This is a genomic window from Clostridium fungisolvens (assembly GCF_014193895.1).
Classification (GTDB): Bacteria; Bacillota; Clostridia; order Clostridiales; family Clostridiaceae; genus Clostridium_AR; species Clostridium_AR fungisolvens.
Window position 1 is genome coordinate 2,451,525 of sequence record NZ_BLZR01000001.1, and the last position, 15,067, is coordinate 2,466,591.

Genomic DNA, 15,067 nt, shown 5'->3' on the forward strand with positions numbered 1-15,067 from the left:
TATAGTATATAAGTCAAGTGGTATAGACAGAATTTATTAAAAATTTTATATTTCTAAAAATTTTAAAGTAAACATCCCTAAGTTAAGACTGTAACCATTGGCGAGTTGCTATATTTCGTAAGTTTGTGAAATATATAAAACACATCCAATATCAACAGTTATTACGAATATATTTATCATTAACAGATATATTTATCATTAGCAGGAATGTTTTTTTCTTAGTCCCTATACATTCCCTAATATAACTCTATTTAAATATTTGCCCGCAACTTCTTCTGCTTTCCTCATAAATGTTAAATCCGTTGGAGAATTCATCAATTTATAACGTGGAAAATATCTTGAAAGATGCAGTGGTATATCTTTATTTATATTACTTAAAAACTTTGCTATTTCTTCTACCTCTTCTAAACTATCATTTTCACTGCTAACCAGTAAAGTGGTTATTTCAACATGACATTTTTGTGCAGCTATTTCAATAGTATTTAATACAGGTTTCAAGCTTCCACCACATAAATCTTTGTAATAGCTGTTACTATAACTTTTTAAATCTATATTCATAGCATCAACATAAGGAAGTAGCTTCTTCAATGGTTCTTCACTTATATATCCGTTGGTTACAATAACAACAGAAGCATTTTCATCAGTTTCTTTTAGAAGTTTTGAACAGTCATATACATACTCATACCATATACTAGGTTCATTATAAGTAAATGCTAATCCTATGTTATCTTTTGTGGTCAAAGCTGTTTTTACTAATTCTTCTCTTGAAGCGAATTCACTTTTGGCTATCTGTTGAGATATCCTATAATTTTGACAAAACCCGCATACAAAATTACATCCAAAGCTACCCACTGATAAAATAAAACTTTCTGGTTTAAAGTAATAAAGTGGCTTTTTTTCTATTGGATCTAATGCAGCTGAAGTTATTTCTCCATAATTTAAGGTATAAAGTTTTCCATCCTCATGAGTTCGCACATTACATTTTCCTATATGCCCATTTTCAATTACACAATTATGGGGACATAAATAACAGTGTACTTTATCATTAAGATTTTCATAAAACATCGCTTCTTTTTTCATTTTATAGCCTTCTCCTAGCTTTCTTTATGTCTTATAACTTGAAATCTCTGTATAGTGTACTCGTCCTCTTGATCTATATTCCCCTTTTCTAAGGCTATAGAAAGTTGCTCCTCAACTGTATTTACCCCTTCTAAGTCTGGTAGTAAAAGTCCTGTTTTCCCCATACACCTTACAATTACACCATATTCCTTTGGATTTAGATCTTCCCTTGTTGCTACCTCAGGTTCTGTCAAAACATCTACAGAAAAATCAATATCAAGAAGTTCTTCTTCTTCCACTTCATAAAATCTCGGGTCGTTTATTCCTGCTTCTACAGCATTTCTAATAATTTCTTTTGCTACATTATCAGTTGCTGGAAATATAGTACCTATACACCCTCTTAAATCACCATGTTTTTTTAGCGATACAAACACACCTCTTTGCATATTTTTCATTTCATTTGGTACATATTCAGGAATTTCTCTAAGCTTTCTCCTTGTAGTTAAATAAGTAGTAAGGCTTTCTCTTGCAAGTCTTACGTAAGGATCGCTTTGTTTATTCTTTCTTTCATATTGTGACTTTCTAAGTTCCTCTAATTCACCTAGCTTTGGCTCATCTTCAGACAAAACATTAAATTTCATTATTCCATATCCTACTCCAAAAGTTCCTTCATAACTCAAAAGATCACCATTAAACTTTTTACCTTCAAGTGCGCCAAGCAGCGTTACTGTTGACCGTCTTCCACATTCACCAGCTTCGCAAACAGTTTCTTTATCAATACTTAGTACGGTTTTAACATCACCTTTTGCTAAGTTATCAAGAAACTCCTTATCAAACTTCTCGCCATAAGGATTATATCCATAAGGACCTTCTTCTTTAAGCCTATGAGATAGATCTCCACTTGCTATAAGAACAGCATTTTCATTTAATTCTTCCACAGCTCTTCTTATTGCAATTCCGAACTTATATAAGTCAATATCACTTAAGGCTGCATATGTTATATGTACAAATTTATAGTTACTATAATGTTTATTTATAAAGTAAAGAGGAACCATTGCTCCATGATCTAATGTAACTGATTGATCATACTTATTTAAAAGAGAATTAGTAGCCATTATAACAGGTATTCCCTCACTATAAGCTATTTCGTATATTTTTGTTGTTAATTCTTTGTTTATTTTAAGTTTCATCTTTACATTAGGAACTCTAAAGTTTTTCAAATCTCCATATATCTCATTCTCATAACTTATGGCAATAGCATCTTGAAACATCACTCCATGAGGAGTAACTAATATAATAGTATCTGGAGCTTTTTTAGCAATCTCTTCACCAATCACATGAAAACTGCCGCCAGTTGCACTTATCTTTTCTTCTTCGCCCTTGCCTACCTCTGGTATAGCTATTGGAGGATGCGGCAATAAATAGAAACCTCTTAAACTCAAAACAATCACCTCTTTATTATAGTTATATCCGTAATCTGAAAATTAGTTTTACCAACTTATAATAATAAATACTACAGTAAACTATATAGTAAAAAATCAGCTGCTTATATATTATTCCATATGCAAGCAGCTGATATATATCCTCTTAAAGAATGGCTTTTTCAAAGCTTTCAATTATATCTTCGTATTCTTCTAGACCAACAGATACCCTAATTAAGGTATCACTTACACCAAGTGCTTCTCTCTCTTCTCTAGGTATAGCTGCATGTGACATTTTCGCTGGATAAGAAACGATAGTTTCAACACCACCTAGAGAAACAGCGAAAGCAGCATTCTCAATGTTGTTAAGAAAATATTTTGTTTGCTCTAAAGTTTTAAACTTAAAAGAAAGCACTGCTCCAGCACCAGAAGCTTGAGAAAAATGAATATCTTTTCCTATATGACCTTCTAATCCTGGATAATAAACTTTTTCTACCTGTTCCTTCTGTTGAAGCCATGTTGAAAGCTTCAATGCAGTTGCCTGATGAGCATCTAATCTTATTTTTAAAGTCTTAATCCCCCTGAGAAGCAGCCAACAATCTTGTGGTCCAAGTATAGCTCCAAAAGAATTTTGTATAGTGTATATTCTATCTGCTAATTCTTTAGTTTTAGCAACAGCAAGTCCACCTACCACATCACTATGTCCACCTATAAATTTAGTAGCACTATGAACTACAATATCAGCACCTAAATCAAGTGGTCTTTGAAGATATGGTGACATGAAAGTATTGTCTACTATTACAATTATATCTTTCTCCTTAGCAATAGAAATAGCACCTTTTAAATCTGTTATCTTAAGCATAGGATTTGAAGGTGTTTCTAAGAAAATAGCTTTTGTATTTTCCTTAATTGCACTTCTTATATTTTCTAGTTTAGATGCATCTACAAAAGTAAACTCAATATTAAATCTGCTAAGTACTTTAGTAGTAATCCTATATGTGCCTCCATAAACATCTTCACAGATTACAATATGGTCTCCAGATGAAAATATTGATAAAACAGATGATGTCGCTGCCATACCTGAAGAAAAGGCAAAACCTCTGTGTCCATTTTCAAGTTGAGCTATTGTATCCTCTAATGCTTCTCTTGTGGGATTTCCACTTCTAGAATAATCATACTTTCCAAAGTTATCTATGTCTCTTTGATGAAAAGTAGAAGCCTGGTAAATTGGTATACTAAGTGCACCTGTTTCTTCGTCTATCTCATTTCCATTATGAATTAATTTTGTACCAAATCTCATATTAACACCCCAACGCGCTTTCTAAATCTTCAATTAAATCACTTATATTTTCAATGCCTATTGATAGCCTTAATAAATCTTCTGTTACTCCAAGCCTCTTCTTAATTTCAGCTGGAATTTCTGCGTGTGTTTGAGTTTGTGGATAGGTAATTAAAGTCTCAACACCACCTAAACTCTCTGCAAAGTTTATGACTTTAACATTTTTTAAGATTTTAGCTACATCTTCCTGATTTTTCACTTTAAATGATATCATGGAACCAAAGCCAGTTGCCTGCTTTTTAGAAATTTCATATCCTTTATGTTCAGGTAATCCTACATAAAACACTTCTTTTATCTTAGGATGTTTTTTCAAGAATTCAGCAACTTTTATTGCATTCTCTTGACTTTTTTCCATTCTTATATGTAATGTTTTTATTCCTCTAAGTATTAACCAAGAATCAAAAGGCGCTAATGTTGCACCTGTAGACTTTTCATAAAATCTTATTCTTTCATTTATCCACTCCTCATTAGTTACCACAAAACCAGCAAGGGTATCATTATGTCCACCAAGAAACTTAGTTCCACTATGAACAACTATATGAGCTCCTAAATTAAGAGGTTTTTGAAAATATGGAGTTAAAAATGTATTATCTACTATTACAATTAGATTTTTCTCTTTTGAAAGCTTTACCACTCCATTTATATCTACAACTTTCATCATTGGATTAGAAGGGGTTTCAATAAAAATAGCCTTAGTGTTTTCTTTAATATTATTTATTACATCATTCAAATCAGCGGTATCTATAAAATCATGCTCTATTCCATAAGGTCCATAAATATCTCTAAATAATCTAAAAGTACCTCCATATAAATCATCAGAAACCAAAATATGATCACCTGGCTTAAAAAGACTTAATACAGCAGTTACTGCTGCCACCCCTGTAGAAAAACCAGCACCAAATTTAGCTCCTTCAAGTTTTGCTACAGTGTTTTCTACCTCTTCTCTAGTAGGATTTTGCAACCTAGAATAATCATATCCGGTACTTTCATTCAAGCCCCCATGCTTGAATGTAGCAGTTTGATAGATTGGAAAGCTTATTGCTCCTGTTAATGGATCAAATCCCTTACTTCCATGTACTGCTGTAGTCTCAAACTTTAGTAATTTTTCTGCACACATATCAAATGCCCCCTTAATATTTTGCTTATAAAAGTCTATAACTGAATTTTCACCTGTGATTTCTTTTCTCAGTATATACAAAAAACTAGTAACCGAATAAGTTTTGTTTTTACTGAATTTCCAAAAAACTATGGTAAAGACTTGAGATTATTAGGTTTTGATAACACTAAAATTTTGTTTTTCTGAATACAGCAAAAAATGCCAGAGAATAAACTCTGGCATGTATTTACAACAGAAATCTATTCTCATCTTCCAGTTATATAAAACTGCAGGAATTAGCACCATTACACAAATTAAATGAAATTCATGCTGGTTGCCGGGTTTCACAGGGCCAGTCCCTCCACCTCTCGAGATAAGTTAAAACTATTATTCAATTAATACATATTATATTCTTGGCATTAGTTTTCTGTCAACCTATTTTATAAAATTTTGCCAATTCAATAATTACTTTTCCATATTAATGGTTGCTTAAAAATTTTATATTTTTCTATATGATAAAAAATATTATGGATTTATCTTACGATAAATCCATAATATTAAACTAATATTCTATAAGTTATATATCTTAATTGCCCTCTTTACTTATCTACGTAACTTTCTAATTTTATCTAAAAGATGTCTTTAGAGCGTCCTTCAAAACCTTAGGATTTTTCTTATATGGTGTTACTGGACAAATTTTCTTATCTTTCACACCGAATAAAGAATATATTGCAATTCTAGCCGCACGAACAGAATATTCTTCAGTAAATACCATATCTTCAGGTATTTCAACAAATTGACTTATCATTGCAAAATTCGTTGACCCCTTTGGAACAACTTCTGGTCTATCAGTCTTCTTTCTTGGTTGGAACTGAGAATCAATATATGGCATCATACATGGAATTACATTTACCACCGTATCCATTATTTCTTCTGACTTATCCTCCATATGAAGATGATGCAATAACTCTATTAATATTTCTTCTCCAGTACATTCTCTCATAGGTTTCTTTACATAATCACCTATTCTATCAGTATATAATCCATACCCCCAGAAAATAGTTGTATCAAGTGGTTGATTTTTAAAATGTGGTTGAGCTGCAACCACTATACTCATCAACCAATTCGAATCTTTAAAAGTCATTAGTGCTCCACTACCAGGAGCATTTGATGAAAATCTTTCAATAAGCTTAAGTAACTTATTACCTTTACAAGTTACAGTAAAACTCTCCCAGTTTGTTTCCTCATGATGACCAAAGAATGGCTCTGGATTTCCAAGCCCCCACTTTTTCTTAGCAACTTTAGCCCATAATTCTCCTGACATTGGCTTATTAGGAGTATATTCTGGTGCTCTATGCATATCGCCTAAAGTTGCGTTATCTGTCATGCATCCATTTATCATAATGCACACATCGTCATCCTTAAGCTCGATAACTTTTTCCCCTTCGCTATCTTCTACATGTATTGCTGTTACTGTTATTTCTTCACCTGGTTTAAAATCCAGATCAGTAACAGTAGCATTTATACTAAAATCAACATTAAAACCTTCTAAATAAGTTTTTAATGGAAGAATAACAGATTCGTATTGATTATATGGAGTCCTTGTTACACCTTCTAAAGTTTCTATACGGGAGAACTCAAAAATCATACGATCCATATATCTCTTGAATTCAAACAAACTCGACCACTTTTGAAAAGCGAAGGTAGTCTGCCACATATACCAAAAATTTGTTTCAAAGAAATGTGGTGTATGCTTAAACCACTGTTCAATTGTCATATCATCAAGTTTATCTTCAGATGTAGCCATAAGCTTCCCAAGTGCCATACGATCAGCATTGTTGAAACCCATGCTAGTTACATCTTGAATAACTCCATTTCGGTCAATTAGTCTTGCTTTCGCATAAGTTGGATGGGATTTATCAAAATTTAATATTTCTTCAGTTACACTCATGTTAGGCATTTCTAAAGATGGCACAGTTGATAATAGCTCCCAGAAATTTTCATAAGTCTCTTCATTGAGCATTCTACCGCCTCTACAGATAAAACCATTTACTGCATCTCCGGCACCATCGTTACTGCCACCAAGTATCTTAAGTCCCTCTATTATATGAATATTTTCACCTTTAAAATTACAATCTCTTATAAGATAAGCTGCTCCAGCTAAAGAAGCCAATCCGCCTCCAACAAAGTAAACCTGTTTGTCTTCACTGTTATTAATTTTAGGTAAACTTTTATCTGTTTCTTTTGCTCTTTCCTTTAACTTTTTTGCACCAATTGCTGCTACTGTTGCAGCACCAGCTAATGCTCCTAATGCAAGTAATATATTTACATTATCCTTATTAGACTTTTTACTCATACCTTTTTCCTCCATTAATTTTAATAAATAAATTATCAAACTAGTGCAATCTAAGTTCTGGTTTAGAAACTCTTTAATTCAATTATAGGACAATGATTTTTCATTGTAATTATACAGTTTGTATGATTTGTCTAGAAATCACAAAATTTTATATCATTAATTTAAACACTTGTTATAACATAATAATAATAAAATTTTACACATATCTACAATTTTTTGTATAATTAAATATTAATATACTCATCATTATTACACTTGTTTAATAGGAGGCTATATGTATGAATATAAAGTTTTAATTAGAAACTAAACACAAGTCCAAAGTAAGAAATTCAACCAAGTCATTTTCATTCCAATCGTGGAAAATTAGTTTTTTAGTTTAGAAATATATCATAAGCTCTTACCCTTGCTTTCTTCCAAAGCCTTCTTAAAACCTGCTTTAAATCCAGCCTTAAAACCCTTTTTATAACCTTTCTTAGCTGCTTTTTTAGCTTTCTTTTTTACAATTTTTTTAAGCTTTTTTTGCTCAGCTTTATTTTTGCTTCCACGTAGCTCATATTCGCCAGTTATGTTCTCATTTTCCATTACCTATACACCTTTTTTTAATTATTATTTTTAAACCTTTAATTAATCCTACAAGGCCTCATAATAAATAATATATGGCCCGTTCAAATTAAAGGAACTAAAATAAAGATCTTTGTTGAAATCTTATAACCAAAGTATTTAAAACTAAAATTAAATATGTATGTGAATATATCCTTAACTAATATTTCATGTGTCATATACACTTTAGTAGATGTATAATATTAATATAACCACTTTGTATTAGGGGGAAAAATGTACATAGATATTGACAATAAAGAAACTACTCCAAGTTTTAATGAAAATTTAATTGGTGTTGCCCATATTGATTCTAGAGGCAAAATAAAGTCTAATCAAAAGATTTGCGATAATACTATTGAGCATGATCTTACATTAAATGAATCGAATTTTAAGACTGATAAAATTAGTTTAATTAAGATACCTAGGTGGTTGACTATTCCAGTATCTATTATCTTGTATCTTTATTTATTTTTAGATCATAATAAAATTTTTGGTTCTTTAAACCTTTTAGCATCTTTTTATCTTATGTATTACCTATCAGAAAAAAGCATAAGATTTAAAAAACGCAACTTTTTTATAAAATTTATAATTATGGCTTTAATAACTATATACATGCTTTTCTTTGGGATCGGAGCTATATTATCTAATTCTTTAGGTAGCACAGATATAAAAAACACTAATCAGAGACCTTCAATTGAGGCTTCTTATAATTATTTTTACTTATTTGCATGAATAAAAGCATAGTAAAAGCTCAAGCGACTTTCTTCAGTTAATTTTTAATTAGCTATATATAATAATTTTTAATCTTGTAATTGTTTTAAACTTATAAATTATCCCTATACAGTGAAAAAGCATCCCAAATTTAATTTTTAAATTCGGAATGCTTTTAATTATAACATTTAAGGTAATTTATTTCCTGCTGCAAGGTATATTGAATACCATTCTTCTCTACTAAGTTCAACTTTTGAAGCTGCACAGATTTCTCTTATACGCTTCGGACTCATTGAACCAACTATTGTTTGAATCTTTGCTGGATGTCTTAAAATCCAAGCTGTAGCAATTGCTGTATTTGTTACACCTTTTTTCTCTGCAATCTCATCAATTTTTTTGTTTACTTTAGGGAATTTATCATTATTTAAGAATACCCCTTCAAAGAATCCATATTGGTATGGAGACCATGCTTGTATTGTTATATCTTTAAGTCGACAATATTCAAGAATACTTCCATCTCTATCTACAGATCCATCAACCTTCATATTTACATTTATACCTGAATCGATCATTCCAGTATGCATAACACCAAACTGTAATTGATTAATTATAATGTTGTTTTCACCTAAGTATTTATTTAGAAGCTCTATCTGCATTGGATTTTGATTACTTACTCCAAAGTATTTTACCTTCCCGCTATCATGTAGCTGAGTAAATGCTTCTGCAACTTCCTCTGGTTCCATTAAAGTATCTGGACGATGTAATAATAAAGTATCTACATAATCTGTTTTTAATCTTTTTAAGCTTCCTTCTACTGATGCTAAGATATGTTCTTTGGAAAAGTCGAACATCTTACCTGGAACTATTCCGCATTTAGTTTGTATTATCATCTTTTCTCTTATATCTGAATTCATTTGTATTGCATCAGCAAATATTTCTTCAGATTTTCCACCGCCATAGATATCTGCATGATCAAAGAAATTTATGCCTTCTTCTAAAGAAACTCTTATTACTTTTTCAGCTTCTTCTTTGCTTAATGCAGCCATCCTCATGCAACCAAGAGAAATTTCGGAACCATCGATTTTACCATTACCTATTTTTATGTTTTTCATTACTTCGCCTCCTAGTATAACTTTCACTATAAATTATGAAAACCAACAATTGTTGTAGATTTTAAATTTATTAGAATTGTTTACCTATTTAATTTACTATTTTTATTGTACAAAACTTTTTATCGAAATTCAAATGAAAACATTTTCTGTTTTTGAAAATAACCAGTTCTTTCTATAATATTTACAGTATTATCTTTATTACTCACCTTACTTTAAATAAGCCTTTTTGCACATCTGTCTTTCCATTCATTGAGGAAAATTAGCCAGATGAATAAGTTTTATTTTTTTGCCCATCTGCCTTTTCTGAACGTAGTGAAGAATCTTACAAGCGACAAATCCTTATTTTTTATTGTTAAAATCGTATTATGTTTTAAGTTTGACTGCATAATTATCCTAAGAAATAATTGAGTTATAAATTCCTAAGGAATAAAAAAGTTGGATACTAAGATCCAACTTAATACTGCTACTTATCTAGCAAATTGCTTTTTCTTATTACTGCTCTTATCTCTACTTAATAGCTTAGCTTTTTTCTCTGCAAATGCAGCTTCTTTCTTAAGTTTTATAAAGTTTTTCCATCTTTCAGTAGATAATTCACCACTTTCTAGTGCAGCTTTAACCGCACAGCCTGGTTCAGTTTGATGCTTACAATCACTAAACTTACAATTAAGCTCTAATTGTTCTACATCAGAGAAAGTAGCATTAAGACCATCAACAACTACCCACATGCCAAGCTCCCTCATACCAGGAGTATCAATTATCATTGTACCATTATTTAGCATAATAAGCTGCCTATGAGTTGTGGTATGCCTCCCCTTACTATCATCTTCTCTAATACCATTTACACGCATTATCTCTTCTTCAGCTATGGCATTTACCAACGATGACTTTCCTACACCAGATGATCCGAGAAGCACAATTGTCCTTCCTGGTTTTACGAATTCTTTAATTTCATCAAATCCCTGTCCTGTATATGAGCTTACAGCAATAATAGGTACACCAATAGCTACTGTTTCTAATTCAGCCTTATAGCTTTCATATTCATCGCATAAATCTGCTTTAGTAAGAATTATAACAGGGTTTGCTCCACTCTCCCAAGCACAAGTCAAATATCGTTCAATTCTATTAATACTAAAATCATAGTTAAGTGATGTGACGATAAACACATAATCGAAATTTGTAGCTACTATTTGCTCTTTTTCATTAAAAGAATCCATTCTTGCAAACTTACTTTTTCTATCGAGTACTTTATATATTGTGTCATCTCCCATAGGATTTTTCTTAACTAAAACAAAGTCCCCTATTGCTGGATATACAGTGCTAGCACTATCATTATAAAAAATTGATCCTTTAAGCTTTGCACTATTTTCACCGTCATTTGTTATAATTTTGTAATATTCTCTATGCACTTCAAGAATTCTTGCAGGTACTAATTCATTACAATCCATTTCAATTTTGTCTATTTGTCTTTCATAAAACTCATTATATCCATATTGTTTTATAGTGTTATTATTCATCTAATTCCTCCAAATTTATAAAGTTGTTTTCTATCTTAAAATTACCGATTAAATTCACCATATTAAATCACTCCTTTAAAAAATCTTTGTTTTTATATCAATATTCTGATATAAGTTTCTAAATGTTTTCTCCTTGCTTCAGTCTAAATATGGGCATAAAAATACCGTAGATAAACAACCCTTAATGCGCTGCTTTCTACGGTTAAAACATGCAGAATTATATAGCTAAAAGCTATATAACGATACAAAAAAAACACGACCTTCCTGCCGTGTTACTAATCCATTTTAGACAGTATATTATGAAAGGTTATATATTACTGCAAAAATACAACACAAACAAAGGGTATGCTTACCCTACAGTTATATCTTTGCCCATATTTAGTTTTAGACTGCAATCACCTTTAAATTTGCATTCATAAAACAACACTCCTTTCAAAATAAAAATACCATTTTTAAGTATCTTTATGTATTCATTCTATTCACCTTCACAAATTTTGTCAACATTTTTACTTATTTTACTAATAAGAACTTTTTCAAGTAAATAACTGCATTTTTGTTATAGTTATTAAATATCTACTTATACTATAACAGATTTAACTTATAAATTATGCATCTCAAGGAGCCCAACATATGTCTAATACACAATTTGATAAAAGCTATGCAAGAAGAACCTTGCTATATGTAAATATCCTTGGAACAACACAACTTCATCTTAGAAATCCTTTTATTATAGCAGCTTGGTCCATGGCATTTCCAGGTATGGGCCACCTTCTACTTTCAAAATACTTACGTGGTCTGGTTCTCTTCCTATGGGAAATAGTTATAAACTATAAAGCACATATTAACCTATTAATTCTATATTCCTGTATCGGCGATTTTGAAAAAGCTAAACAAGTTGTAAATATCCAGTGGTTATCTTTATATCTTCCTATATACATCTTTGCAATTTGGGATAGCTATAGAAGTACTGTAGACTTAAATCATGTATGTTTACTAGCCAGAAGAGAAGATAGCGATATCAAACCATTCAAGATGAATTTTATTGAAATTAATTATTTAGATAAAAGAAACCCATGGGTTGCTACTATGTGGTCACTGCTAGTGCCAGGCTCTGGTCAACTTTATCTTCATAGACTTATTACAGCATTTTTTCTCATAGTATGGTGGATTATTATTTGCTATAACTCTAATTTTCTCCCTTCAGCTCATTGCACTTTACTTGGGGATTTTAAACAAGCTAAAGAAATATTAGATATGCAGTGGTTTCTAAATATACCTTCGGTATATTTATTTGCCATGTATGATGCTTACACAAATACAATTGAAACTAACAAATTATTTGATTGGGATCAAGCAAAATTTTTAAAGAAAAATTATCAGTCATCAAATTTTAATATGCCCTTTAAAAAATGAAAGAGGTGTAAAAATGCATATAATTTCTACTTTTGATCATTCAATATATTTGGAGTTAGCCATTACTGAAATAGAGATGAAGGGAATAAAGAAAGAAAATATTTTAGCTATCCCTATTGATAAAAGAAACGAAGATATAAGACTCTTTGATTCTATTCATAGCTCAGATGGCCTGAGTTTATTAGATTTACCTTCAATCTTGGCTGTTATATGTGGAATCTTTGGAGAAATATATGGTTTTGTATTAAAATGGGGCCCTTTCTTATGGGGATTAATAGGTATATTAATAGGCATAGTGTTAGGATTAACTATTAAACTAATACTTATAAGAAAATCTAAAAATAAAAGTAAAGATAGAAGAGGTACTGAAGTTGTGCTGATAATAGAGTGTACTGATACTCAATCGGATATGATCAAGTCTATACTTTGGTCAAATAGAGCTCTTGGTGTTAGTAGTTTATCACTAAACAAAAATTGACTATTATCCTCTTTTTGCACATAAACATTGATTTTATCCCATTTTTTAAATTTTTATTACTGTTAATTTTCCTACCTCCTTCTTGCATTAGCTAAACATTAATATTTACTTTTTAATAAAACTATAGTAAATTGTTAACATGGGTGGCATCTAAGGAGCTACACCAGACTTTTTAATACATAAAAATTATGCGCATATCTAAATGAATGGGACATATTTTATATCAGGTATCATCTTATAATGAAGACTTATGTCTTTAATTAACTGGAGGTGACGCCTATCAAAATTGGCTTTATAGGAGCAGGCAAAGTTGGTTTTTCTCTTGGAAAATACTTTGTCCAAAATAATATTCAAGTAACTGGATACTTTAGTAAGACTCTGACTTCTTCAAAAGAAGCAGCAATCTTTACTGAAACCAGATTCTATTCTAACTTAGAAGATTTAGTTTTTGAAAGTGATATTATATTTATCACTACACCTGATGATGAAATATCTAACATATGGGCGCGCATAAAAATTTTAAATATAAGAGAAAAAATAATTTGTCACGCTAGTGGCTCTCTTTCTTCCAATATCTTTTCTGATATCAAAAAGTCTGATGCATATGCTTATTCAATTCACCCTTTATTTCCAATATCCAGTAAATATGAAAGTTATAAAAAACTTAAAGATGCATTTTTTACTATTGAAGGTGATAAAAAATATCTTGAGAGTTTTGTTTCCATGTTCGAAAAACTAAAAAACCCAATAATAATACTTAACAAAGAAGATAAAACTCTTTATCACTTAGCTGCTGTTACATCAAGCAATTTAGTCAATGCTCTTATAAGCTTTTCCTGCTCTTATCTCAAAGAGTATGGCTTCAGTGAAAAAGATGCAATAAACGCACTTTATCCACTAATATTGTCCAATATTGAGAATGTTAAAAAAAATGGGCTTATTAACTCACTAACTGGACCAGTGGAAAGATGTGATTTAAATACTATAAAAAAGCATCTTGATGTTATACCTAAAGAACATAAAGTTAATTATGCTAGTTTGTCTTCGGAACTTTTATATCTTTCTAAACTTAAAAATATGAATATTGATTATGAGAAATTGGAAAAGTTATTGATAAATCAGGAGGAGTAAAATTGAAAAATACAGTAACTACCTTTAAAGACTCGAAAAATAATGGCAATAAGCTAACTATGCTAACTTCCTATGACTACTCTACTGCAAAATTAATTGACTCAGCGGGAGTTAATGGTATTTTAGTTGGTGATTCTCTTGGTATGGTATGCCTAGGTTATGAAGATACCTTAAGTGTTACTATGGACGATATGCTTCACCATTGTAAAGCTGTTACAAGAGGAAATAAAAATTCACTTGTTGTTTGCGATATGCCTTTTATGTCTTATCAAACTTCTGTATACGATGCAGTTTGTAACGCCGGTAGATTAATAAAAGAAGGAAAAGCTCATGCTATTAAACTTGAAGGTGGATCAGAATTCTCAGAACATGTTAAAGCAATAGTAAAAGCTTCAATTCCTGTCATGGGTCATATTGGTCTAACCCCTCAATCGATAAACTCATTTGGCGGGTTTAAGGTTCAAGGAAAAAGCGAAGCCGCTGCAAAAAAATTGATTGAAGATGCTTTGGCGCTTGAAGAAGCTGGAGCTTTTGCAATTGTACTTGAGTGTGTACCTGCTAAACTTGCTGAAATTATAACAAAAAAGATATCAATTCCTACAATTGGGATAGGTGCAGGAAAAGAATGTGATGGGCAAATACTTGTTTATCAGGATTTACTTGCTCTTTTCTCTGATTTTAAACCTAAGTTTGTAAAGCAATATGCAAACATTGGTGATCAAATGAAGCTAGCTTTTTCTCAATATATTGACGAAGTAAATGATGGAGTCTTCCCTTCAGCAGAGCATGAATTTACTATTTCCGACGATGTATTAGAAAAACTTTATTAAATTCTAG

13 protein-coding genes and 1 riboswitch are annotated in these 15,067 nt (G+C 31.0%); of the genes, 5 read left to right on the forward strand and 8 right to left on the reverse strand.

Translation table 11 applies throughout. The annotated features are described in order from the left end of the window. Nucleotides 1–225: 225 nt before the first annotated feature. The 6 genes from amrS to bsdtw1_RS10545 form a co-directional block, all read right to left on the reverse strand. Nucleotides 226–1,080: an AmmeMemoRadiSam system radical SAM enzyme gene (amrS, locus tag bsdtw1_RS10520; protein ID WP_183277529.1), complete on the reverse strand. Its 855-nt coding sequence runs from the start codon at nucleotides 1,078–1,080 to the stop codon at nucleotides 226–228. A gap of 14 nt (nucleotides 1,081–1,094) precedes the next feature. Further along, nucleotides 1,095–2,501 (reverse strand): AmmeMemoRadiSam system protein A, encoded by a 1,407-nt coding sequence (amrA, locus tag bsdtw1_RS10525; protein ID WP_183277530.1) that lies wholly within the window; start codon nucleotides 2,499–2,501, stop codon nucleotides 1,095–1,097. 145 nt (nucleotides 2,502–2,646) lie between these two features. Next, complete coding sequence (locus tag bsdtw1_RS10530) at nucleotides 2,647–3,780, reverse strand: trans-sulfuration enzyme family protein (RefSeq protein ID WP_183277531.1); 1,134 nt, start codon at nucleotides 3,778–3,780, stop codon at nucleotides 2,647–2,649. Between the two features lies 1 nt (nucleotide 3,781). Then, on the reverse strand, nucleotides 3,782–4,936 hold the full coding sequence (locus tag bsdtw1_RS10535) for a trans-sulfuration enzyme family protein (RefSeq protein WP_183277532.1): 1,155 nt from the start codon (nucleotides 4,934–4,936) through the stop codon (nucleotides 3,782–3,784). A gap of 242 nt (nucleotides 4,937–5,178) precedes the next feature. Continuing rightward, nucleotides 5,179–5,295: riboswitch (SAM riboswitch) on the reverse strand. A gap of 245 nt (nucleotides 5,296–5,540) precedes the next feature. Continuing rightward, nucleotides 5,541–7,271 carry an oleate hydratase gene (locus bsdtw1_RS10540; RefSeq protein WP_183277533.1) on the reverse strand — a complete coding sequence of 577 codons (1,731 nt, stop codon included), beginning with the start codon at nucleotides 7,269–7,271 and terminating at the stop codon, nucleotides 5,541–5,543. 387 nt (nucleotides 7,272–7,658) lie between these two features. Further along, on the reverse strand, nucleotides 7,659–7,853 hold the full coding sequence (locus tag bsdtw1_RS10545) for a hypothetical protein (RefSeq protein WP_183277534.1): 195 nt from the start codon (nucleotides 7,851–7,853) through the stop codon (nucleotides 7,659–7,661). Between the two features lie 252 nt (nucleotides 7,854–8,105). Here bsdtw1_RS10545 and bsdtw1_RS10550 point away from each other — a divergent pair, with 252 nt between their 5' ends. Next, nucleotides 8,106–8,603: a hypothetical protein gene (locus bsdtw1_RS10550; RefSeq protein ID WP_183277535.1), complete on the forward strand. Its 498-nt coding sequence runs from the start codon at nucleotides 8,106–8,108 to the stop codon at nucleotides 8,601–8,603. 167 nt (nucleotides 8,604–8,770) lie between these two features. On the opposite strand, the gene bsdtw1_RS10555 is transcribed toward bsdtw1_RS10550, so the two are convergent. Both bsdtw1_RS10555 and rsgA read right to left on the reverse strand, forming a co-directional pair. Further along, nucleotides 8,771–9,694 carry an aldo/keto reductase gene (locus tag bsdtw1_RS10555; protein WP_183277536.1) on the reverse strand — a complete coding sequence of 308 codons (924 nt, stop codon included), beginning with the start codon at nucleotides 9,692–9,694 and terminating at the stop codon, nucleotides 8,771–8,773. Between the two features lie 467 nt (nucleotides 9,695–10,161). After that, nucleotides 10,162–11,208 carry a ribosome small subunit-dependent GTPase A gene (gene rsgA / locus bsdtw1_RS10560; protein ID WP_183277537.1) on the reverse strand — a complete coding sequence of 349 codons (1,047 nt, stop codon included), beginning with the start codon at nucleotides 11,206–11,208 and terminating at the stop codon, nucleotides 10,162–10,164. A gap of 630 nt (nucleotides 11,209–11,838) precedes the next feature. On the opposite strand from rsgA, the gene bsdtw1_RS23495 reads away from it, so the two are divergent. From bsdtw1_RS23495 to panB, 4 genes are all read left to right on the forward strand, one after another. After that, nucleotides 11,839–12,621, forward strand: a complete 783-nt coding sequence (locus bsdtw1_RS23495; protein WP_244638146.1) for a hypothetical protein — start codon at nucleotides 11,839–11,841, stop codon at nucleotides 12,619–12,621. Between the two features lie 13 nt (nucleotides 12,622–12,634). After that, complete coding sequence (locus bsdtw1_RS23500; protein WP_244638147.1) at nucleotides 12,635–13,099, forward strand: hypothetical protein; 465 nt, start codon at nucleotides 12,635–12,637, stop codon at nucleotides 13,097–13,099. A gap of 270 nt (nucleotides 13,100–13,369) precedes the next feature. Next, nucleotides 13,370–14,230, forward strand: a complete 861-nt coding sequence (locus tag bsdtw1_RS10570) for a Rossmann-like and DUF2520 domain-containing protein (protein ID WP_308463789.1) — start codon at nucleotides 13,370–13,372, stop codon at nucleotides 14,228–14,230. Between the two features lie 2 nt (nucleotides 14,231–14,232). Then, nucleotides 14,233–15,060, forward strand: a complete 828-nt coding sequence (gene panB / locus bsdtw1_RS10575; RefSeq protein ID WP_183277538.1) for a 3-methyl-2-oxobutanoate hydroxymethyltransferase — start codon at nucleotides 14,233–14,235, stop codon at nucleotides 15,058–15,060. Nucleotides 15,061–15,067 lie beyond the last annotated feature (7 nt).

What these genes read in the sequence shown, in the direction of transcription:
- bsdtw1_RS10535 (WP_183277532.1), bottom strand. Translation starts at nt 4,936, where the DNA reads ATGTGTGCAGAAAAATTACTAAAGTTTGAGACTACAGCAGTACATGGA.
- bsdtw1_RS10550 (WP_183277535.1), top strand. Translation starts at nt 8,106, where the DNA reads ATGTACATAGATATTGACAATAAAGAAACTACTCCAAGTTTTAATGAA.
- amrS (WP_183277529.1), bottom strand. Translation starts at nt 1,080, where the DNA reads ATGAAAAAAGAAGCGATGTTTTATGAAAATCTTAATGATAAAGTACAC.
- rsgA (WP_183277537.1), bottom strand. Translation starts at nt 11,208, where the DNA reads ATGAATAATAACACTATAAAACAATATGGATATAATGAGTTTTATGAA.
- bsdtw1_RS10555 (WP_183277536.1), bottom strand. Translation starts at nt 9,694, where the DNA reads ATGAAAAACATAAAAATAGGTAATGGTAAAATCGATGGTTCCGAAATT.
- bsdtw1_RS10530 (WP_183277531.1), bottom strand. Translation starts at nt 3,780, where the DNA reads ATGAGATTTGGTACAAAATTAATTCATAATGGAAATGAGATAGACGAA.
- bsdtw1_RS23500 (WP_244638147.1), top strand. Translation starts at nt 12,635, where the DNA reads ATGCATATAATTTCTACTTTTGATCATTCAATATATTTGGAGTTAGCC.
- bsdtw1_RS10545 (WP_183277534.1), bottom strand. Translation starts at nt 7,853, where the DNA reads ATGGAAAATGAGAACATAACTGGCGAATATGAGCTACGTGGAAGCAAA.
- bsdtw1_RS10540 (WP_183277533.1), bottom strand. Translation starts at nt 7,271, where the DNA reads ATGAGTAAAAAGTCTAATAAGGATAATGTAAATATATTACTTGCATTA.
- bsdtw1_RS23495 (WP_244638146.1), top strand. Translation starts at nt 11,839, where the DNA reads ATGTCTAATACACAATTTGATAAAAGCTATGCAAGAAGAACCTTGCTA.